Here is a 20,563-nt window from a genome sequence, read left to right as displayed (position 1 = left end):
CCCGGTAGCGTTAAAAATCTACCTGAAAGCGTGTCAACCACATATCGAGATTGGCATTGTTAAAGCCGGCACTGCGGCGATCCGTCACTCCCGCCGTATTTACATCTAGGACGTGAACATAATTGGTCATGACGCGAACATGTGAGTGAGGATACCAGTTCAGACCGAACTTGATGAGATCGGCTTTTCCACCCCTGATGACTCCGTCGTTCATATTCATGTAATCGTACCCTGCGGCAATTTCCCAGGCTCCCCAACCCGGGCCATTGAGCTGAAAAGTCTGGAGCGGTTTTATTCTGTTCCATGCTCCATTCTTGACGTGGTAAACACGGGATTCGCCGGTCAGGAAGTAGCTTAAGTAACCGTAGAAGCCGAACAGGGATTCTCCGCTATAACCATGACCGTTTATATCGGTTCGCAGGTACTCTCCCTGCGCGGAGAACGGGCCATAGACCAAGGCAGTTTCCGCACCCCACCGATTGAAGCTTTCTATCCGGCGTGAGGCTGGGTCGTTCTTGTTGCCGATGCTCAGGTTGCTCGTGTTCAGCACGTTGGTTCGGTCAACGTTGGCAGCGGGGAAAGACCCGAAGCTCATCCCCCCGTTGGCGAAGTCACCGTCTCCTTCGTACTGCGTGTTGACCCTGGTGTATGCTGCTGACGCTCCTACATGCCAGAACTTGGTCTCGCTTTCCATCCAGGGCCTGCCGGAAATTCGGCCTACCCCTTCCCAACTGGTGTCGCCCGAACCGTTATTACGGCTATTATTGCCATTGGGATTGATCGACGTGGAGGCGCTCGACCAACTGCCCACCGGCTCGGTCTGGAAGGAGATCCCGGTTTGCCAACGGGGGACGGCATAGTTGACGCCTATCCCGGTCTTGTAGACGTTGGGATTGTCGACAAATGTGTTCACGGCCATGTTCCGTTCGATGAACGTCAGAAACCGGTTACTGGTGGCTTCTTCCAGGCTGAATGGCTCCTTGAATGAACCGACTTTGATTGACAGGGGATTATCGAAGTTATAACGGATAAAGGCATCGGTTATGCCTGACGTCACTGCTCCGTTTCCGCGGCTGAAATCGTACTCGAATTTATAATCCCACTTTTTGAAAACAGTACCTTCAACACCGAGACGTGCACGCCGGATATTGGCACCACTGTTCAGTTCATAGGGACGATCATTGGGCGCGGGCGGTAGGACGTCATTGGTAATGTTGTATTGCGAGTCGGCTTGCAGGCGTCCATCGATCGCGGCAGTAAAGTTGCCATCAGCACTTTCAAAATGCAATCCAGGTCCATACTTCATCTTGGTTTTTTCAGTTTGCTTGACCCGCTCTTCCAGTGATGCCATGTCGCTGACGAGACGCGCTTCCCGCATCTTCGCCTTCATTTCGATGTCTCTACGGGCCGCCATCAGTTCTGCCGGATCTGTTTTTTCGGCTGCCCTTTCTGCTGTCTGGCCATCTGATCGGTCCTTTGATGCTTCAACGGTTTTATCAGCTTTGTCCACAGTTTTAGACGGAGAATCCCCTTCTCTCACAAAAGAACCGATATGCACACGTCCGGGTGCAGGTTTCGCATAAATTTGCTCGGTTTTGGTATCGACATAAAGATCAAGGGCGAAAGCTGCGGACGATAAGCTTGAACCCAGGGCGGTAGCGAGTGCCAGTGTAAGCTTGCGTAATTTCATCGGTCTATTCTCTTTTCGGATGTTTGATAAAAACCGAGGGGAGAATAATTCCGGCAGATGTCCGTTTCATTGCAGTTTTGTCACAGTTTTATGACAAACTTGATGATTTCGGCCTAGGTCGACGCGCCCGAAAAGTGTTTGACGTTATGTCAATCGTGCATTGCTTTGAACCGGAGGGCGGTCGCAGACAGGGGCAACATAATGAATTGACATAGAAAAGCAATGGCTCGGCATGCGCTACATTTCACTTTTTCTTTTGCCGTGATAGTCTATGTGCTGTTATTGAATTACCAACTCAGGTAAGACTTGAAACCATCGAAGAGGAAAGCTTATGGAAATGCATGTATATGATACTTGGGTGAAAGCCAAGGATGGCCGCACGATGCACTTTGACGTGTTCACAAACACGAGAGACGATAAGAAAGCGATCGAGTATGCGAAGCAGTGGCTGACTTCTGTTGGCGAAGGCGATGCAACGGTTAGCAGCAGGGAGTGCAGGTTCTGCCACAGCGAAAAGGCTCCTGCCAATGTTGAGGAAGCAATCAACAAGGATGGTTACTTCATCTACAAGATGGAAGGATGCAGGTGAGCCTGCGGGCTGCTGCGCGAATAATCCAGGAAGAAATTGGAGGAGGTCTCAGGGGATCGGTTGAAGTTGTAAATGAATTCGAGGGATGATACGCATCCGCAAAGCCTTGCTGGTTCTCCACATCGGCTCTGTTCAATACCTCAGCGTTTTGGCGCTCATGTTCGTTACCCCGCTCTGGGGTAGCGATCTTGTCAAAACCATTGAACGTGTCAAGCCCTCGATCGTAGGGGTGGGTACTTTCCAGAAAACACGTTCGCCCGCTCTGAATTTCCTCGGAACCGGTTTTGTATTGAATGATGGCCTCCATGTGGTTACGAATGCTCATGTTGTTCCCGAGGGGCTGGATGTTGCCAATCATGAGTCATATACCGTCATTACCGGCAAGGGAAGACAGGGCGAACTCAGGTCTGCCAATATTGCTGCAATCGACAAGGAGCACGATCTGGCGGTACTCAGAATTTCCGGCGAGGCTCTGCCAGCCATGGAACTGGGAGATGCGCGCAAGGTGCGTGAAGGGCAGAACTTGGCTTTCACCGGTTTCCCGATCGGGATGGTCCTTGGGTTTTACCCGGTTACCCATCGTGCCATGGTTTCATCCATCACGCCGATTATTTTGCCCGCCCATAATTCGCGGCAACTCGACGCCAAGATGATCAACCAGTTACAAAAGCCCATTTATGCGGTTTTTCAGCTCGACGGCACTGCTTATCCGGGCAATAGCGGGAGTCCGCTTTATGATCCCGAGTCCGGGGTAGTCTACGGGGTAATCAACATGGTATTCGTAAAGGGGAAGAAGGAGGCGGCGCTCAGCAATCCGAGCGGCATAACTTATGCTATCCCTGCGACCTATATCCAGGAACTGCTGCGTCGCATCGAACCGGAGTAAAGACGTGATTGAAAACCTGCTCATACCCGCAATCTCGACTGATTTTTGGATATTGAGAAGTAATTGGAAGGAGAAACAATGCAAACCGTTACCGTGGCAATAGCGGACACTGACGCCGGCAGGCGTTCGAAATTGGAACAGTCTTTGCAGGAAGGGTCGGGTATCGAGGTGTTGACAGATGTGATGTCCGACCGGGATGGCATTCCTGCAGCCCATGAGCCTGAGCCTCATAAAAACCCTGTATCAACTGAAGATGTAGTTGCCAGGATTACCCAACTCAAACCGCGTATTCTTTTTGTCAATCTCGATTTATCCATTGAAAGGGAATGCGCGCTGCTGGAAACTTTACACCGGACATGCCCCGAAACGCTCGTGTTGCTGCTGACCGATAAATCAGTTCAGGAGGAGCAGATCATCCAGGCCCTGGCGAATGGGGCGCGCGGTTGTCTGAGCCACGAGGCTGATCCTTTTTATTTTTTGAAGGCTGTTCGTGTCGTGGATCGTGGCGAAATCTGGGTGACACGGCAGATGCTGGGCAAAATAATGGATAGAGTGCTGCACTGATGACTCGTTTTTTTCCGGGAGAACTCCTTGATCCTGCTGGCTAGCGCTTCTCAGGACGATCTGTATCATTGGGAGCAGGGGGTGCGCACCCTGTCTCCGATATTCTGCTCGACCAATCTTGAATCTCTCAAGGTTGAACTGGCTCGTTTAAAGCCTTCAGTTCTGCTGCTGGATTATGACTTGCCGCAATTGAATGTCCCAAGTGGAATTTCGGCGCTTATAAAATTGCACCCGGAGGCTAAAGTGATAGTCTTGAGTCACTCCCTTCCGGACGAGGCTGAGTGGGCGTTGTTCAGAACCGGTGTCAAGGGAGTTTGCCGGCGCGATATCGATGGAGAGCAGCTACACAGTGTGGTGACAGCGGTGCAGCGCGGCGAACTCTGGATCCGAAGAACACTCAGCTGGCATCTGCTGAATGAGCTTGTTACGATCACCCAGGAAAAGACCAAAATCAAACAGGCGGTTGGAGAGCTGCTTGCCAATTTGACTCAACGTGAATATGAAATTGCAACGCTTGTGGGAAACGGTGAATCGAACAAGCAGATTGCCCGCCGGTTGGATATTACGGAGCGCACGGTAAAAGCTCACCTGACGGAAGTCTTTCGCAAGCTGGATATTGCGGACCGGCTCAAGTTGGCTTTGATTGTCAAAGGATCCATCTACCCCGGGGATTCCTCGAAAATGAGCCATTGAGTGTTTCGCATCTGCGGCCGGGCTTCCCTGACATTACCCAACCTTCTTCAGCATGAAACCCTGGAAGGTTCGCTAGCGTATTCAAAATACGATTTCGTTCAATAGCCAATAATCCGTCCAATACTTCAACCCCAATATCCTTTTTCACCTCTGGTTCCTGCTGGTTTCTCTTCCACTTCTCCTTTCCATGTTTTCGCAGTGTTTGATGCGGAATGACTGCGCAGTGCCCTACGACGTTCCTATCCGGCTCTCGACGTACTAAAGTCCAATTGTCCCTGCTGTAGAAATTGATATGATGTAGCGATCCAGTTCGGAAAACGGATACTCATTCGAAGAATGTCTCATATAATCTAGGAAGTTAGGTACTTGTGAGGGCAGGAATGGCGCCATGCGCCGCTACTGGCATTGGAGAATTGAATGGGCGGCCCAGCAGTACTTTAAGCAGTGCGTTTAATTCGGCAGAAAATTTTTCGCACGTGTCGGACCTGAAATCTCTCTGCCAGATTTCGGTTCGACAAAAGGAAAGAGACGGCTGAAAGAGGCAGCGCGAGCTGTCTTGCCCATTGCGGCACAGGATGAGGGGTAAAAATTGTTTCGTATTTCTAATCATTACATATCAAGAACAGTAGTCCTGCTCATCGGTGCGGAAGTATTCGTACTGATGTTCGTAGTATATCTTGGAACAGGCCTTCGTTTTTTTAACTACGTTGAGCCATTTTCTCTCTCTTCCCTGCTTCCGGAAGCTGGCATCTTTGCGGAAGCTGGCACCTTTGCTTTTGTCATGATCCTGTGTATGGCCGCGATGGGACTGTATCAGCTCGATTCGCGACTGGATATGAAGGATACCCTGTTCCGCCTGATGCCATCCTTACTGGCCGGATTCGGGATCATGACCCTGATATTCTATCTGCTGCCCGATCTCTATCTCGGGCGAGGCATATTGGGACTGGTAATGCTCCTTGCCTTTTCCGGCATTCTCATGACGCGCGCCGCTTTTCTTAAATGGTCGAGCCTGCGGCTTCTCGAATCCCAGGCCGTTGTGCTGGGAATAGGCGGAAGGGCCAGAGAGTTTGTCGATCGGGCGAAAGATGGTTCCAGACACAGGAGCCTGAAGATCGTCGGTTTCGTTCCCCTGGCCGATGAAGAACTGCAGGTCCCGGCCTCCTCGGTATTGCCCAGAGTGGATTCCCTGATGTCCCTGGTGAATCGTCTCAAGGTGAGGGAGATCATCATCGCGATCCAGGAACGGAGAGGGGGATGCTTCCCGATACAGGATTTGCTGGAATGCAAGCTGAACGGTGTCAAGGTTACCGATTCAGCCGCTTTTTTCGAGCGTGAGCAAGGCAAGATCCGCGTGAATTCCCTTTACCCAAGTTGGCTGATTTTTGGCGGAGGATTCGATCAGAGCCTTCTCCGAACCGCCATCAAGCGTGTTTTCGATGTGGTTGCGAGCAGCATACTGTTGATTATTACGTTACCCGTCATGGTCGTCACTGCGCTTTGTATTCTTCTGGAGGATGGCAGTCCGATTTTTTACCGCCAGGAAAGGGTAGGAAAGGGCGGTAAGACCTTTATGGTCGCCAAATTTCGCAGCATGCGGAATGATGCCGAGAAGGGAGGAAAGCCGCAGTGGGCGCTGACAAATGATCCGCGAGTGACACGTGTCGGTAGAATTATCCGCAAACTGAGGATTGATGAGCTTCCCCAGATATTCAACGTGCTTAACGGGGATATGAGCTTCGTCGGGCCACGTCCGGAGAGACCTTATTTCGTGAACCAGTTGATTGCGGAAATTCCCTATTACAACGTCAGGCACAGCGTAAAACCGGGAATAACGGGATGGGCGCAAGTTCGCTATCAATATGGGGCCTCAGTGGAAGACGCGATCGAAAAGCTTCAGTACGATCTCTACTATGTGAAGAACCACAGTTTGTTCCTTGATGTCATTATCCTGATAGAAACCATCGAGGTTGTCCTGTTAGGCAAGGGTGGAAGATGATTTTGAGGAACTCTAGTCCGAGATGCTGGCGACGATAGCCACCGCCAGCTATGCAATGGCTGGAATGGCGCATCTGGTCTTGGCCGCGCTCCTGCTTACAAGCTGGCGAGGGCGGCTGCATGGCATGATGCTCCTTGTCGCGTGCCTGCTTTCGGTACTGTGGGCTGCCTTCTTTGCTTATCAGGCAAACCAGAATGCTCCTCTTTCCCTTTCATTGGATGTGCTGGAGATTCTGAGAAATGCTGGATGGACAGGTTTTCTGATCGTGCTGCTGGGACTTCATCAGCAGGAAAAAAATTCCTCCGGTGCAAAAACTTCCCCGGCTCTTACGGCCATTGCGTTGCTATACACCGGTTGTCTGTTTGTAACGGCGTATTCGCACGGGAAGGATGACCATGCGTTCCACGCAACGGCTGACTTCACGAGCAATATGGTCGGAAGTCTTGCCATGGCCATACTGGGTATGATTCTCGTCGAGCAGGTTTATCGTAACACCCCTCTGCGACAACGATGGGGCATAAAGTTTGCGTGTCTCGGCATCGGCGGTATCTTTGCTTACGATTTTTATCTCTACAGCGATGCTTTGCTTCTCAAGCAGATCAATCCCGAGATATGGGCAGCACGTGGAATAATCAATGCTCTGGTCGTTCCGCTTATCGCAGTTTCTGCAGCGCGCAATCCCGACTGGTCGCTGGGGATCGCCGTGTCCCGCCGAATTCTCTTCTATTCAGCTGCGCTGTTCGGCGCTGCCGCTTATTTGCTGGCAATGGCGGCCACCGGCTACTACCTTCGATTTTTCGGAGGAAGCTGGGGTACGGTCATGCAGGTCAGTTTCCTGTTTGGCGCAATCGTTCTTCTTCTGGCGGTGCTATTCTCCGGAACGCTGCGCTCCTGGCTCAGGGTCTTCATCAGTAAGCATTTTTTCAGTTACAACTATGACTATCGGGAAGAATGGCTGCATTTTACCCGCACTCTCGCTGAAGGCGAGCAGGGGCTGGAGGAGCGCGTAATCCAGGCTCTGGCGCAACTGGTGGAAAGCCCGGGCGGAAGCTTGTGGATCCGAAAGGAATCGGGGAGCTTTGAACCCGTGGCGCATTTGAATATACCGCCGGTAGGCGGGGTGGAGTCCTCAAGCAGCCCCTTCTGTCAATTTCTGGAAAACAAGGAGTGGGTAATCGATCTGGGAGAATACGCAGCAGGTCCCGAAAAGTACGCAATTCCTCTGCCCCAATGGCTGCACGCAATTTCCAAGGCATGGCTGGTCGTGCCGCTGATTCAGCATCGAAAATTGTTCGGCTTCGTAGTGCTGGTCCAACCGCGGAGCAAGGTCAAGCTGAACTGGGAAGTAAGCGATCTGCTCAAGGTCGCCGGGAAGCAGGCAGCAAGCTATCTGGCGCAGCACGAGGCCGCGAATGCCCTGATGGTTGCGCGCCAATTCGAGTCTTTCAACCGGATGTCGACTTTCGTCGTGCATGATCTGAAGAATCTCGTTTCGCAGTTGTCCCTCTTGCTCTCGAATGCCGAAAAGCACAGGAAAAATCCTGAATTTCAACAGGACATGATAGAAACCGTATATCTCTCAGTGCAAAAGATGAGGCGTCTCCTGGAAAAATTGAGCAGTGGTGATTCGCCGGAGAAGCCCGCTCCCCTCGTTATTGCCGAGTTGCTGCAGGAGGTGGTGAAAAGCAAATCCATTACCGAGCTCAAACCTGTTCTCGAGATACTGGATCCCGATCTTTCCGTATATGCAAACGCTGCACGCCTGGAGCGCGTAGTTGGCCATCTCATTCAAAATGCAATTGAAGCCACTGCACGCAATGGACAAGTATGGGTTCGGCTAATGCGAAAGAATGATTTTGCCGTAATAGAAATAAAAGACACAGGACATGGCATGAGCGAGAAATTCATTCGTGAAAAGCTGTTCAAACCTTTTGAATCCACCAAGTCGGCAGGCATGGGAATAGGTGTTTTTGAAAGCAGGGAGTACGTTTCCGAATTGGGCGGAGAGGTGGAAGTCAGCAGCAGCGCCTCGAATGGTACGATTTTCCGGATCATTCTGCCTCTTTATGGAGTGCGGACTGGGGGCATTCAGAAGGCCGGCTGATTTAATGAATTCGAGGGACCGTAATGCCGGTAATAAGAGGACTGAATGAGTCAGGATAAGAAGAGTCTGTTGGTAATCGAGGATGATCCCGGATTGCAACGCCAATTGCGCTGGAGCTTCGATGCTTATGAGGTGTTGGTGGCAAGCGACCGCGAAAGCGCGCTTGCTCTGGTCAGACGGCATGAGCCCGCCGTTGTTACCATGGACCTGGGGCTTCCTCCCGATGTGGATGGTGCTTCGGAAGGCCTGGCTACGTTGGAACAGATACTTGAACTCGTGCCGGATACGAAGGTGATTGTCCTCACCGGGAATCAGGACCATGGAAATGCGCTTAAGGCCATCGCTGCGGGGGCTTACGACTTTCATCAGAAGCCTTTTGATCCCAATATCCTGAGCTTGGTGATAGAACGGGCATACTATCTCTATGCTCTGCAGCAGGAGAATCGCAAGCTGTTGCAGGCCCAGATGAACTCTCCCATCAGCGGCCTCATAACCCGCGATCCCGTTTTGAGCAAGGTATGCCGCAACGTAGAAAAAGTCGCACCCTCGGATGCTACAGTTATACTGCTGGGTGAGAGTGGTACCGGCAAGGAAATTCTGGCGCGGGCGCTGCATCAGTTGAGCGCCAGGCGGGAGAAACGCTTCATGGCCATTAATTGTGCAGCCATCCCGGAGTCGTTGCTGGAAAGTGAATTATTCGGCTATGAAAAGGGTGCTTATACGGGAGCCGTCAAGCAGACGCCCGGAAAAATCGAGCTCGCGCACGAAGGCACTTTTTTTCTTGACGAAGTGGGCGATCTGCCCATGCCCTTGCAGGCAAAGCTTCTCCGTTTTTTGCAGGAAAGGGTGATCGAGCGAATAGGGGGTCGGAAGGAAATACCCGTGGACGTGCGCGTGGTATGCGCCACTCATCAGAATCTCAAGAAACTGATCGAGGATGGACGTTTTCGCGAAGATTTGTATTACCGCTTGAGTGAAATCGTGATAACCATTCCTCCCTTGCGACAGCGGGTGGGGGATGCCGCGCTGCTTGCCCATCATTTCAAGAACAAGTTTTGCATGCAGGAGAAACGTTCCTCTCTGAATTTCAGCCAGGAAGCGCTGGCTGCCATTGAAAGTCATTCGTGGCCGGGCAACGTGCGTGAAATGGAGAACTGTATCAGGCGCGCAGTCATCATGGCAGAGGGCTCGGTAATCGGCGCGGATGATCTCGGCCTATACGGCACAAGCGCAGCTGAGCCTATCAATCTTCGCCAGATAAGGGACAAGGCAGAATGCAATGCGCTGATGAAAGCATTGGCGAGAGTGGATGGGAACGTGGTGAAGGCGGCTGAATTACTGGGCGTCAGCCGTCCCACCATTTATGATCTGATGAATCGCCACGGTTTGAAGTAATACCATGCAGACGCGTATTTCATATCAAAATTACAGTCAACAGGCTTGCTTCCAATGACGCACCTTATCCAGGATCTCGTTTTCGAATCTGCCAATCGTTTTTCAGATAAGGAAGCGCTGGTTTACCAGCGAAACAGACTGAGCTACGCTGATCTTGCGCGCGAAATCGGCTTGGTGCGAGAGTGTCTGCTGGCACTGGGGTTGGATCGAGGCGAGCGTGTCGCCGTCTACCTGGAGAAACGCATAGAGGCAGTGACGAGTCTGTTTGGTGCAGCGGCTGCGGGAGGCGCCTTCGTGCCAGTCAATCCGCTTCTGAAACCGGAACAGGTGGTCTACATCCTGCGCGACTGTAACGTAAGAATTCTCGTGACTTCAGCCGAGCGGTTGAAGTTGCTGGTCGAAGTGCTGCCTCAGTGTCATGACCTCCATGCGGTGATCGTAACCGATCGGGCAGAAGCCGCTACGTCTGTTCCCGGTCTGACTGTCGTATCCTGGAATGAAGTTGTCACCGCCGGCAAACCCGATGGGCGGGCAGTTCTGCACCATGCCACCGATGCTGACATGGCTGCTATCCTCTACACCTCAGGAAGCACGGGCAAGCCGAAAGGAGTCGTTCTTTCCCATCGTAATCTCGTAGCCGGCGCGGCAAGCGTATCTCAATATCTGAAGAACAGTCCGGACGACCGTATTCTGTCCGTGTTGCCGCTCAGTTTCGATTACGGACTGAGCCAGCTTACTACCGCGTTTCGCGTCGGAGCGACTGGTGTTCTGATGAACTATCTGCTCCCGCGCGATATCATCGATGCATTGAAGGAAGAAAAGATTACCGGGCTGGCGGCGGTTCCGCCTCTGTGGATTCAACTGGCGCAATTAAGCTGGCCGAAGGATATTCCGTTACGTTATATCACCAATTCTGGCGGGGCGATGCCGCGGGCGACGCTTGATCTGCTGCGCAATGTGTTACCCAATGCCGCCGTGTTTCTCATGTATGGGCTTACCGAAGCCTTCCGCTCCACCTTTCTTCCGCCTGAAGAAGTCGATACCCGTCCGGACTCCATCGGCAAAGCCATCCCTAACGCTGAGGTGCTGGTGGTACGGGAGGACGGGTCGCCTTGCGCTCCCGGCGAACCGGGCGAACTGGTGCATAGAGGTCCTCTTGTTTCCATGGGGTATTGGAATGACAAGGAAAAAACCGGTGAGCGCTTCAAGCCCGTTCCTTGCCGGGAGCCGGGTCTGACTATCCCCGAACTGGCAGTATGGTCGGGAGATACGGTTCGTATGGATGAAGCAGGCTTTCTTTATTTTATCGGTCGTCGCGATGAAATGATCAAGACATCCGGTTATCGTGTCAGTCCGACAGAGGTCGAAGAAGTCGTTTATGGCACGGAACTGGTGGGAGAAGTCGCCGCGGTGGGAGTGCCCCACCCTGTGCTGGGTCATGCTATTGTCCTGATTGCGACCCCCAGGGCGGGTTTGAAGGCTGCCGACGATGCGTTGCTCGCTGCGTGCAAGACTCATCTCCCCGCCTTCATGCTGCCCAGCCGGATCGAGTACAGAGAGGGCAGTTTGCCGCGCAACCCCAATGGCAAGATCGATCGCAAGCGGCTCGCTCAGGAATTGCACGATATTTTCATGGAACCTGGCGCATGACGGATTCTCGGCCAAGACACGCCCCCATTCAATTTTCCATAAACGATGATTGCCTCGAGATCGGAGGGCTGTCTCTCACACGCCTGGTGCAGCGCGCGGGAAAGACACCTTTCTACGCGTATGACCGGCAAAGGCTGACGGATCGCGTGGCGTTCCTGCGCCAGCATCTGCCTGCGGAAATTCACTTGCACTATGCGATGAAAGCCAATCCTATGCCGGCTGTCGTGCAGCATATGGCTCGGTTGGTGGATGGATTGGACGTCGCTTCTGCGGGAGAAATGAAGGTTGCGCTCGATACCCCTATGCCACCCGGTGAAATCAGCTTCGCCGGCCCGGGCAAGAGCGACAGCGAACTTTCCTGCGCCATTGCCGCCGGCATCGTTCTCAACATGGAATCCGAACAGGAAATGGAGCGAATCGCCACCCTGGGTGATTATCTTGGGGTTCGCCCAAAAGTGGCTGTTCGCGTCAATCCGGATTTTGAACTTAAATCATCCAGCATGAAAATGGGCGGTGGTCCCAAGCAGTTTGGAGTGGATGCCGAACGCGTTCCTGCCATGCTGGCCCGACTGGGAAGACTGGGGCTCGATTTCGAAGGATTTCATATTTTCAGCGGCTCTCAGAACCTGAGAGTGACCGCCCTGCAGGAAGCGCATGAAAAGACCTTCCAGTTGGGCATTGCGCTCGCGAAACATGCTCCCGCTCCCGTCCGCATGCTGAACATAGGCGGCGGTTTCGGTACGCCTTATTTTCCCGGGGATGAAGCGTTGGATCTGGCGGCGGTTGGCGAGAATCTGCGGCGCCTCATACCCGGAGTGAGAGAGGCGCTACCGGAGGCGCGCATCGTCATCGAGCTCGGTCGATACCTCGTGGCAGAGGCGGGTATCTACGTTTGTCGGGTGCTCGAACGCAAGGAATCCAGAGGGCAGATATTCCTGATCACGGATGGAGGATTGCATCATCATCTGGCGGCTTCCGGCAATTTCGGTCAGGTGATACGCAAGAATTACCCGGTCGTAGTGGGAAATCGGGTACAGGGAACCGACAGAGAAGTTGTTTCGGTGGTGGGACCGCTTTGCACACCGCTGGATCTTCTGGCCGATCGCATGGAGATGAGCAGGGCGGAAGCAGGCGATCTTATCGTCGTGTTCCAATCCGGCGCATACGGCTTGACCGCCAGTCCTACCGCGTTTCTTAGTCATCCGCCACCCATGGAAGTGCTGGTCTAGCAGATTCAGCACTGCCATGCATGAGGATCGTTATGCCTTTTGACCAAGAGGACGGCAAAAAGCAAATAATCCACAAAGAATTCATCAGATAACGAGAAGCACAATGCCAAGAAAACGTGGAGAATTCCTGTGAGTGGACTAGGCGGCTGGCTGGGATATGGCCATTCTGTTACTGAAAACCTGGTGCTGGTTCGGCAAATGGCGGGCCCGCTCGTACGGTTTGACAGTTGTAAGTTGCACGCGTGTGCGAGCGGGAATAGTGCTTTAGCAACCGCCGCTCCGGAGGGACGCGCTCACATTTATCAGAGGGATGGGCTTCTTGCGGCGTTGTGGGGGCGGGGAAATTTTCTGGAACCCCGCCTGGATGAACAGGCGCAACGCGAAGGCATAGCGAAAACGCTGGCTGAAAATTGGCGGGGAAGGAGTGGAGGAGACGGAAGAGGCGCAAAGATTTTCGAGAGCCTGAACGGTGCGTTTGCATGCTGTATTGTCGATGAAAATGCGAATGAGGTCGTTCTGGCGACAGATCGCATGGGCACTTACCCACTCTCCTATCAGGCTCTGGCTGGAGGCTTGGTATTTGCCTCTTCATCAGATGCCATCCGCCTGCATCCTTCGATCAGGTCGGAAATCGACCCCCAGAGTCTGTATAACTACATCTACTTTCATATGGTGCCTAGTCCTGACACCATTTATCAGGGGCAGAAACGCCTTCTGCCGGGCGAATATCTCGTCTACAGTAAGGGCGGCATCAAGACTGAAAAATACTGGGAGATGCGGTTTCGGGAAGATGAAAGACGCCCTTTCCAGGAACTCAAGCAGGAGTTTCTGGAAGTATTGCATTCCAGTGTGCGGACCGCTATTGGCGATGACGAAACAGGGGCTTTTCTCAGTGGCGGAACCGACAGTTCGACGATTGCCGGGATATTGGGTGAGGTGAGCGGACAACCGGCACGCACCTATTCCATTGGTTTCGATGCAATGGGTTATGATGAAATGGGATATGCCCGGATCGCAGCCAGGCATTTTGGCACCCGTCATCAGGAGTACTACGTTACACCGGAGGATATCGTCTCCGCCATTCCCCAGGTTGCAGCGGTATTCGATCAGCCCTTCGGCAACTCTTCCGCGTTACCCGCCTACTACTGCGCGCAGATGGCAAAGTCCGACGGCCTCAGCAGAATGCTCGGCGGAGATGGGGGTGATGAGCTTTTTGGCGGTAACGTACGTTATGCCAAACAACACATTTTCTCGCTGTATGAGCAGACTCCTTTGTTATTGCGCAAGGGACTCATCGAACCGGTTGTTTTTGGTCTTCCGGGTGTAGGGACGTTTCCCTTGATACGGAAAGCGCGCAGTTATGTCGAGCAGGCCTCCATCCCCATGCCCGCGCGCACCGAGACCTACAATCTTCTTGAACGTTACGGACGTGGCGCTATCTTTACCCCTGAATTTCTCGAGGCGGTAAATCCGGGTTATCCGGCCCGTCTGCTGGACGAGACCTATCATGAGAATGATGCTAAAAGCTTGATTAATCAAATGCTTGCATTTGATCGCAAATTCACGCTCGCCGATAATGACTTGCCCAAGGTCGCCAAGGCATGCGAGTTGGCGGGAATGGACGTTGCGTTTCCGCTTATCAGCGATGAGATCGTTGCTTTTTCCCTGCGGCTCGAACCTCACCTGAAGCTCAAGGGGACGAAGTTGCGCTACTTCTTCAAGGAAGCCCTACGAGGATTTTTGCCGGACGATATTATTGCCAAGCAAAAACATGGTTTCGGGTTACCTTTCGGAGTGTGGCTTCAAACCCACAAAAACCTGCAGGACTTGGCATGGGATAGCCTGAGCGATCTCAAATCGAGAAATATCATCCGCGGTGACTTTATCGAGAAGCTGCTGCAGCAGCACCTGGAGGAGCATGCCGGATATCACGGCACCATGGTATGGGTGCTGATGATGCTGGAGCAATGGTACAGGCAGCGACAGAGCTCTCGAAGTGCAATACATTCTCAGGCATAAGAACCGGGATAAGTAACAGACGATCAGCTGCGTTTCCAGGCACGAAACGCTTCTCCTGTACGTCTTCCGATCATAGTCTGGATGCCTGAGATTGCGAACTTTCACCAGCACTATTCGCAGACAGGAGGATTGCAGGCACAAGAAGTGCGGAATAAGAGAGCACGCACTCCTGAATACTCCCTGCCCTGACGGCTTGCTCCGCGGGATATCGCATTGTGCCTCGCTTCGATCTCTATCTCCTCGAACATCCCTTCACCCGCATCAACCAGATTTCCAGCCAAAATCCCTGTACCCGGCAGGCAAATGATGGCTATCATGTAAGATCATATCCTGGGCGTAATGATCGTATCCGGACGCGCCGGCGACCTGCTGGCGGAATTCGTGCTGGCAATGAAACAGTGGTCTGGGTTTAACAGGATACTGGGCACCATTCATACTTATCCGACCTGGCCGGAGGCCGGCAAACATGCGGCAAGTGAATGGAGACGCCCTCACTTGCCTTTCCATCTGCTGTATCGAGTGGAAAAGTACCATACCTGGGGGCGGCTGAAAGATGGAAAGGGGTCGCGTCAAGGCCCGGAAAAGACTCTTGCAGCGATTGAAATCGCATTGCCCATGGCCTCTTTCGAGAGAATTTAACCCTACATTTCCTATGGTTACGGATTTGGACCGTCTATATGTCGCGCTTGACATCGAACTCTTCATCCAGCATACTCCAGCCCTCACGCAGTAATCAATATGCATACCAGCGTAGCAAGTATGGGTATTGCAGGTATGATATTGTTGGTGTGGGATCGGAAAGGATTATTTCCGGCAAGAGGGGTGGAACGGTTCAAGTCAGCTGTTCAATGGTCGCGAAAGAAGTTTGGAAATACTGCTTTTTTCGCCTGCATACAACCGCATGATAGGCCACGACAAGAGGTAAAAAGTGCGGGGTCAGAGGTAAAAGGCGTGGAGATTGCAGGCTCAGCTATTCGATAATTTTCTTTATCTTTTTTCTGACGGTATCGACCGGTAGAATATTCTGATGAATGCCAAATACGTCGATTCCTAATCGGAATAAAGTGAGTATGAATAGTTTCGGATGCATCGTGGCTGTGTGAACGTTTCAGCGGGATTGTCTGTGTTCCTGAACGGATTCTCATGCAATCTGGAAAATCATCTGAAAAGAGCACATTTTCAATCGCGCCAAGATCATCGTATGCACCCGGGCTCCCTGTCGGCCGATATTCCATGATTTAACTGGGCATTAAAGATGAAATATACAGAAAGAAGGAGAATATAATGCAAGAAACCGCGTGGCAGGTTTCCCTTGTATTGATGCTGATGATCACGTTTGGTGTCGTGTTCGTCGCCATCAATTCTGGAAAGCGCGAAGAAGAATATGGGCCGCTGGTGAAGCGTGCATACAGTTTTCGCACCAAATTGTTCTGGGCGGTCGCGCTGGTCTTCTTCCCGGCGATGATCTACAACCTGATGGGCTTGCCTTACAGTCCCAAGGCCGTGGCCAGTAGCGGTCCTGCCCAGGTTATCAATGTTACCGGTCATATGTGGTACTGGGAAATGGACCGCGACCAGGTCGAGCCCAACCAGCCGGTCGACATACGTGTCACCAGCGCCGACGTGAACCATGGCTTCGGCATTTATGATTCTGACTTGCGTCTGATTGCGCAAGCCCAGGCAATGCCCGGCTACACCAACGTAATCCACATCACCTTCCCCAAGGAGGGTACCTACCGGGTATTGTGCATGGAGTATTGCGGTGTTGCTCATCACAATATGATGACCGAAATCAAAGTTGGCAAATCTTAAAAAGGAATAAGCATGGCAACTTATACTTATACCCCGGTTCCCGATCAGGGAGCCAAGGCGGGGGTGCTGGCCTATCTGGTCATCTCCTGTGTAGTATTGCTACTGATGATGCTTTTCGGCCTGCTTATGAGGATGGAGCAGGCGCAAATGATCTCCATCGGGGCACTCTGGTTTTATAAAATCATGACGTTGCACGGTGCCGGAATGGTGGGTATCGTCGCGCTGGCCGGGGCGGCCATCATGTGGCATTTTCTGCGCCAGTATGTCGATCTGTCGACAGGTATATTCATGGCCAACCTGATCCTGTTTCTGACAGGTGTCGTCATGATCTTGGCGAGTGTCCTGCTTGGCGATTTCCACGCCGCCTGGACCTTCCTCTTCCCATTGCCAACCACTTCCATGGGCATGTGGAGTCCGGGAGCCGCTGCGCTGTTCATGGGAGGATTGCTGGTCATCGGCGTTGGTTTCGTGCTGCTGCATCTGGATATCGCTCGCGCCATCATCAGCCGCTACGGTGGTCTGGGTCGCGGACTTGGCTGGCCACAGCTTTTCGGTCCTGATGACGGTAACGCGCCGCCGCCGGCTGTGGTTGCCAGCACCATGGTCACTATCGTTAATCTGATTGGCCTGGTGGTAGGCGCCAGCATCCTGGTGATGATGCTGATCAATGTTTACGTTCCGACTTTCGAAATCGATGCGCTGCTGGCCAAGGGCATGATCTACTTCTTCGGACACGTATTCATCAATGCCGTTATCTACATGGCTGTGATCGCGGTCTATGAAATTCTGCCGCGCTATACGCAACGTCCCTGGAAGTCGAACAAGGTGTTTCTTGCCTCCTGGACCGCTTCCACAATAATGGTCATGTTCATCTTCCCGCACCACCTGTTGATGGATTATGCCTATCCCAAGTGGTTCCTGATCATGGGTCACATCATCGGCTATCTCAATACCTTCCCGATCCTGATCGTGACGGGTTATGGCGCCATGATGATCGTGTACCGCTCGGGTATTCGCTGGGATATGTGCTCACGACTGCTGTTCGTGTCGCTCTTCGGTTGGGCAGTCGGCGCCATGCCCGCGTTCATCGACGGCACCATCACGGTCAACTATGTCATGCACAACACGTTGTGGGTGCCGGGACACTTCCATACCTATCTGTTGCTCGGCATGGTTGCGATGGTCTTCGGGTTCATGTATTACCTTGGCAAGCCGAACGAGAATGCGCCGGATAGCGCCCTTGACGTCGCTGCTTTCTGGGGATTCGTTATCGGCACGATGGGTTTCACGATGAGCTTCCTCTATTCCGGGAAAATCAGCGCGGCGCGCCGCTACGCCGAGCATCTTCCGGAATGGGTGCCTTACGACAAAATTGCTTCATATTTCGCAATGCTGCTGATCGCTTCTGTGCTAGTATTCATTTTCCGCTTTCTTACGCGGTTGGGGCTGGCAAGTCGCGATTATCAACGTGCCTCTCTTGCGCGAAGTATGGCTACATGACATCTACATGGTAAGGGCGTGACATAACCCATGAGCCTGGCAAAACGCAGCGTACTTATTTCAGCGCTGGTGACTTCGCTGGGCACATGGGTTTTTTGGTGGGGTACTGACGGGTTCACGGCATTTACGGCCGAAACGGCAAGGCGCGTGGAAATACTTCGCTCTCCGCGTGCGCTGCCAGATGTTACACTTGAAGATCAGAACGGAAAAATCTTTCACCTGAAAGATTACCAGGGCAAGTTGCTTGCGGTAGACTTCATCTTCACGCGCTGCACCACCTTGTGTCGGAGCATGGGCATGATCTTCAAGCAGATTCGGGACCTGATACCAGAGGAGTCGTTGGGGCGCGATTTTGCCCTGCTTAGCATCAGCTTTGATCCTGAGCACGACGCTCCCGCCAATTTGAAGAAGTATGGCGAAGCCTATGGGGCCGACGGCGAGATCTGGCGTATCGCAAGAGTACGGAATAAGGCGGAGCTTCAATCGCTGCTGGATGCGTTTGGCATTATCGTGATACCAGACCAGTTTGGCGGATTCGAGCATAACACCGCTCTCCATCTCGTTGGGCGGGATGGAAGACTCAGGCTGATCAGCGATATCGATAAAGCGGTCCCATTCGCCGAGCAAGTCGTAGCGTTGCTATGATTGGAACCCTATCTCATTATTCCGGCAGAAGCGCGCTTGCGCTTGGAGTGTTCTACCTGCTCCTTGCCACACCTATTGCACGAGACTGGCTGGAAGCCTCCATGAGCAGGCATATGCTGGTGCAGATGCCTTTGCTTGTAGTAATCGGAATCATTGCTGCCCGCCTGGTACCTGGGCGTATGCAGGACTCTCTCCTGATCCGGCTCGGTGGCGCTTGGCCTTGTGTAATAGCGGCCTTGTTTGCTTCAAGTTACTGGATGCTTCCTCGGGCACTGGATGCGGCATTGACAGATCCATGGGCCGAAGCGGCAAAATTTCTAAGCCTACCATTTCTCGTTGGCTTTCCTCTGGTTTTGGCCTGGAGGCGCCTCACCCTTATTGGCCGGGGCTTTGTCTGGACCAATTTTTTCAGTATGCTGGCGGTACTCGGATGGTTATATATTGTTGCACCTGTGCGTGTCTGCAACAGTTACCTGGTGAATGATCAGGAGAATGCCGGGTGGTATATGGTCATAGCTTCGGTGCTGCTTTTCTTTTGGTGGCTCGGGACTTTGCTAGTAGGTGGCGGTGTGGGCCCGGATAAACCCGATCAAAGCGGGTCAGGCCGAACATTCGCATAAATCGTAAACTTTCCGTTAGGAGAATTGAGAGAAAAGTATGGACTATCATCCGCCATTGAAACTCATGGAAGAGGTGGAAGCTGCCAGCAAGAAAAAGGCGGGACTGGACGTGGGCACGATGTTGGTCAAAGGCTTCATGTCGGGCGCGCTTCTGGCGTATGGCACTGCCCTTGCGTTCAAGGTTTCCGCCGGTCTTCCTGAAAACGTTGGTGCACTCGTTTCCGGCGCCGTCTTCCCGGTCGGTTTTGCCATGATCATATTGCTCGGCATGGAGCTTGCCACAGGTAATTTTGCAGTGCTGCCCGTCGGCGTGCTGCGGGGTAAAACCACACTCGATAAACTGTTCCGTAACTGGACCTGGGTATATATCGGGAATTTTTTCGGCTGCGTCTTTGTCGGGTTTCTGCTCGCTATCGCCTTAACCGAAGCGTTTGTCGAGGGGCATGGTGCACTTGGGGAAAAGATCATCGCCGTAGCCAAATCCAAAACATTGGTATATGAGCACGCGGGCGCGAACGGCTGGGTGACCGCCTTCGTCAAAGGCATATTGTGCAACTGGATGGTGGCGATGGGTACCATCCTGGGCATGATTTCCACCTCCGCTACTGGCAAGGTGGTCGCTATCTGGTTGCCGGTTTCAACCTTTTTTGCCTTGGCCTTCGAGCACTCCATCGTAAACATGTTTGTCATGCCCACGGCCATTCTCCTGGGCGCTGACATCACTGTCGGGCAATGGCTGTTCTGGAACCAGATTCCGGTAACGCTCGGTAATATCGTGGGGGGTGCAGTATTGACAGGCATGGTGTTGCATTATGTCAACAAGTCTGCTCCTTATCCTGCCACCACAGAAGAAAAGCCGGTGAGCGGCGCGACGCGCACGGCGCCTTAAAGAAATATCTCTGAAACGTCGCGGCGCCTGGCGTCGCGATGCTCAATTTCCTTGACACAGGGTATCTGTCCAGTTAGGCTACGCGCTGTTTTAGTCTGGCCCGGGAATTGCGCGGGATTTTGACTGAGACATGGATATGTGTAGCGAGGGAAGGCCGTATCGGAATGGATGCGGTGACGCGGTATCCAGACACAACAACATCATTACGGAGTAAAGGAGAGAAGCAGATGTTAATGAAGCCTTGGCTGAGGCTGGTTACGCTTGCGTGTGGGGTGCTGT

The 20,563-nt window shown here is 52.7% G+C and carries 19 protein-coding genes; 16 read left to right on the top strand and 3 right to left on the bottom strand.

The features are described 5' to 3' along the window. Positions 1-10: 10 nt before the first annotated feature. On the bottom strand, positions 11-1,690 hold the full coding sequence (locus BMY01_RS12350; RefSeq protein WP_074747777.1) for an OprO/OprP family phosphate-selective porin: 1,680 nt from the start codon (positions 1,688-1,690) through the stop codon (positions 11-13). A gap of 331 nt (positions 1,691-2,021) precedes the next feature. Here BMY01_RS12350 and BMY01_RS12345 point away from each other — a divergent pair, with 331 nt between their 5' ends. From BMY01_RS12345 to BMY01_RS12300, 10 genes are all read left to right on the top strand, one after another. Next, a complete protein-coding gene (locus tag BMY01_RS12345) occupies positions 2,022-2,279 on the top strand; it encodes a DUF2024 family protein (protein ID WP_074747774.1) in 258 nt (85 codons plus the stop codon). 85 nt (positions 2,280-2,364) lie between these two features. After that, complete coding sequence (locus BMY01_RS12340; RefSeq protein WP_074747771.1) at positions 2,365-3,165, top strand: S1 family peptidase; 801 nt, start codon at positions 2,365-2,367, stop codon at positions 3,163-3,165. Positions 3,166-3,243: 78 nt separating this feature from the next. Next, positions 3,244-3,729, top strand: a complete 486-nt coding sequence (locus tag BMY01_RS12335; protein WP_074747768.1) for an ANTAR domain-containing protein — start codon at positions 3,244-3,246, stop codon at positions 3,727-3,729. A gap of 27 nt (positions 3,730-3,756) precedes the next feature. Beyond that, on the top strand, positions 3,757-4,422 hold the full coding sequence (locus tag BMY01_RS12330; RefSeq protein ID WP_254772733.1) for a LuxR C-terminal-related transcriptional regulator: 666 nt from the start codon (positions 3,757-3,759) through the stop codon (positions 4,420-4,422). 589 nt (positions 4,423-5,011) lie between these two features. After that, a complete protein-coding gene (locus BMY01_RS12325) occupies positions 5,012-6,421 on the top strand; it encodes a TIGR03013 family XrtA/PEP-CTERM system glycosyltransferase (protein WP_074747765.1) in 1,410 nt (469 codons plus the stop codon). Between the two features lie 22 nt (positions 6,422-6,443). Further along, a complete protein-coding gene (gene prsK / locus BMY01_RS12320) occupies positions 6,444-8,525 on the top strand; it encodes an XrtA/PEP-CTERM system histidine kinase PrsK (protein ID WP_074747762.1) in 2,082 nt (693 codons plus the stop codon). A 45-nt stretch (positions 8,526-8,570) separates the two neighbouring features. Then, the gene (gene prsR / locus BMY01_RS12315) at positions 8,571-9,920 is read left to right on the top strand and encodes a PEP-CTERM-box response regulator transcription factor (protein WP_074747759.1); all 1,350 of its coding nucleotides are present in this window, start codon (positions 8,571-8,573) and stop codon (positions 9,918-9,920) included. A 54-nt stretch (positions 9,921-9,974) separates the two neighbouring features. After that, positions 9,975-11,570 carry an acyl-CoA ligase (AMP-forming), exosortase A system-associated gene (locus BMY01_RS12310; RefSeq protein WP_074747756.1) on the top strand — a complete coding sequence of 532 codons (1,596 nt, stop codon included), beginning with the start codon at positions 9,975-9,977 and terminating at the stop codon, positions 11,568-11,570. Next, positions 11,567-12,799 (top strand): pyridoxal-dependent decarboxylase, exosortase A system-associated, encoded by a 1,233-nt coding sequence (locus tag BMY01_RS12305; protein WP_074747753.1) that lies wholly within the window; start codon positions 11,567-11,569, stop codon positions 12,797-12,799. The genes BMY01_RS12310 and BMY01_RS12305 overlap by 4 nt, the downstream gene beginning before the upstream one ends. Before the next feature lie 129 nt (positions 12,800-12,928). Then, on the top strand, positions 12,929-14,818 hold the full coding sequence (locus BMY01_RS12300) for an asparagine synthetase B family protein (protein ID WP_074747750.1): 1,890 nt from the start codon (positions 12,929-12,931) through the stop codon (positions 14,816-14,818). Between the two features lie 110 nt (positions 14,819-14,928). On the opposite strand, the gene BMY01_RS12295 is transcribed toward BMY01_RS12300, so the two are convergent. After that, the gene (locus BMY01_RS12295; protein ID WP_074747747.1) at positions 14,929-15,135 is read right to left on the bottom strand and encodes a hypothetical protein; all 207 of its coding nucleotides are present in this window, start codon (positions 15,133-15,135) and stop codon (positions 14,929-14,931) included. Between the two features lie 10 nt (positions 15,136-15,145). Between BMY01_RS12295 and BMY01_RS12290 the strand changes: the two genes are divergently transcribed. Next, a complete protein-coding gene (locus BMY01_RS12290) occupies positions 15,146-15,457 on the top strand; it encodes a hypothetical protein (RefSeq protein WP_368086242.1) in 312 nt (103 codons plus the stop codon). Positions 15,458-15,663: 206 nt separating this feature from the next. On the opposite strand, the gene BMY01_RS17490 is transcribed toward BMY01_RS12290, so the two are convergent. Then, positions 15,664-16,053: a hypothetical protein gene (locus BMY01_RS17490; RefSeq protein ID WP_139176911.1), complete on the bottom strand. Its 390-nt coding sequence runs from the start codon at positions 16,051-16,053 to the stop codon at positions 15,664-15,666. Between the two features lie 49 nt (positions 16,054-16,102). Here BMY01_RS17490 and BMY01_RS12285 point away from each other — a divergent pair, with 49 nt between their 5' ends. The 5 genes from BMY01_RS12285 to BMY01_RS12265 are packed head-to-tail and all read left to right on the top strand — an operon-like array spanning position 16,103 to position 20,284. Continuing rightward, positions 16,103-16,630, top strand: a complete 528-nt coding sequence (locus tag BMY01_RS12285) for a cupredoxin domain-containing protein (RefSeq protein WP_081353914.1) — start codon at positions 16,103-16,105, stop codon at positions 16,628-16,630. Between the two features lie 12 nt (positions 16,631-16,642). Continuing rightward, on the top strand, positions 16,643-18,130 hold the full coding sequence (locus BMY01_RS12280) for a cbb3-type cytochrome c oxidase subunit I (protein ID WP_074747738.1): 1,488 nt from the start codon (positions 16,643-16,645) through the stop codon (positions 18,128-18,130). A 30-nt stretch (positions 18,131-18,160) separates the two neighbouring features. Further along, positions 18,161-18,775, top strand: coding sequence for an SCO family protein (locus BMY01_RS12275; protein WP_074747735.1), 615 nt, complete (start codon positions 18,161-18,163; stop codon positions 18,773-18,775). After that, positions 18,772-19,395, top strand: a complete 624-nt coding sequence (locus BMY01_RS12270; RefSeq protein ID WP_074747732.1) for a hypothetical protein — start codon at positions 18,772-18,774, stop codon at positions 19,393-19,395. Before BMY01_RS12275 ends, BMY01_RS12270 begins: the two co-directional genes overlap by 4 nt. Positions 19,396-19,432: 37 nt before the next feature. Then, on the top strand, positions 19,433-20,284 hold the full coding sequence (locus BMY01_RS12265) for a formate/nitrite transporter family protein (RefSeq protein ID WP_074747729.1): 852 nt from the start codon (positions 19,433-19,435) through the stop codon (positions 20,282-20,284). Positions 20,285-20,563 lie beyond the last annotated feature (279 nt).

This window comes from Nitrosospira multiformis, assembly GCF_900110185.1.
Lineage (GTDB): Bacteria > Pseudomonadota > Gammaproteobacteria > Burkholderiales > Nitrosomonadaceae > Nitrosospira > Nitrosospira multiformis_A.
Note: the sequence above shows the minus strand (reverse complement) of the source record. Positions and strands in the feature narration are given on the sequence as shown.

Bases quoted from the DNA above. Each gene is read 5' to 3' on its own strand.
- BMY01_RS12265 (WP_074747729.1), top strand. From the start codon at position 19,433: ATGGACTATCATCCGCCATTGAAACTCATGGAAGAGGTGGAAGCTGCC.
- BMY01_RS12270 (WP_074747732.1), top strand. From the start codon at position 18,772: ATGATTGGAACCCTATCTCATTATTCCGGCAGAAGCGCGCTTGCGCTT.
- prsR (WP_074747759.1), top strand. From the start codon at position 8,571: ATGAGTCAGGATAAGAAGAGTCTGTTGGTAATCGAGGATGATCCCGGA.
- BMY01_RS17490 (WP_139176911.1), bottom strand. From the start codon at position 16,053: ATGGAATATCGGCCGACAGGGAGCCCGGGTGCATACGATGATCTTGGC.
- BMY01_RS12350 (WP_074747777.1), bottom strand. From the start codon at position 1,690: ATGAAATTACGCAAGCTTACACTGGCACTCGCTACCGCCCTGGGTTCA.
- BMY01_RS12295 (WP_074747747.1), bottom strand. From the start codon at position 15,135: ATGATAGCCATCATTTGCCTGCCGGGTACAGGGATTTTGGCTGGAAAT.
- BMY01_RS12345 (WP_074747774.1), top strand. From the start codon at position 2,022: ATGGAAATGCATGTATATGATACTTGGGTGAAAGCCAAGGATGGCCGC.
- prsK (WP_074747762.1), top strand. From the start codon at position 6,444: ATGCTGGCGACGATAGCCACCGCCAGCTATGCAATGGCTGGAATGGCG.
- BMY01_RS12275 (WP_074747735.1), top strand. From the start codon at position 18,161: ATGAGCCTGGCAAAACGCAGCGTACTTATTTCAGCGCTGGTGACTTCG.
- BMY01_RS12340 (WP_074747771.1), top strand. From the start codon at position 2,365: ATGATACGCATCCGCAAAGCCTTGCTGGTTCTCCACATCGGCTCTGTT.
- BMY01_RS12285 (WP_081353914.1), top strand. From the start codon at position 16,103: ATGCAAGAAACCGCGTGGCAGGTTTCCCTTGTATTGATGCTGATGATC.
- BMY01_RS12305 (WP_074747753.1), top strand. From the start codon at position 11,567: ATGACGGATTCTCGGCCAAGACACGCCCCCATTCAATTTTCCATAAAC.
- BMY01_RS12310 (WP_074747756.1), top strand. From the start codon at position 9,975: ATGACGCACCTTATCCAGGATCTCGTTTTCGAATCTGCCAATCGTTTT.
- BMY01_RS12335 (WP_074747768.1), top strand. From the start codon at position 3,244: ATGCAAACCGTTACCGTGGCAATAGCGGACACTGACGCCGGCAGGCGT.
- BMY01_RS12280 (WP_074747738.1), top strand. From the start codon at position 16,643: ATGGCAACTTATACTTATACCCCGGTTCCCGATCAGGGAGCCAAGGCG.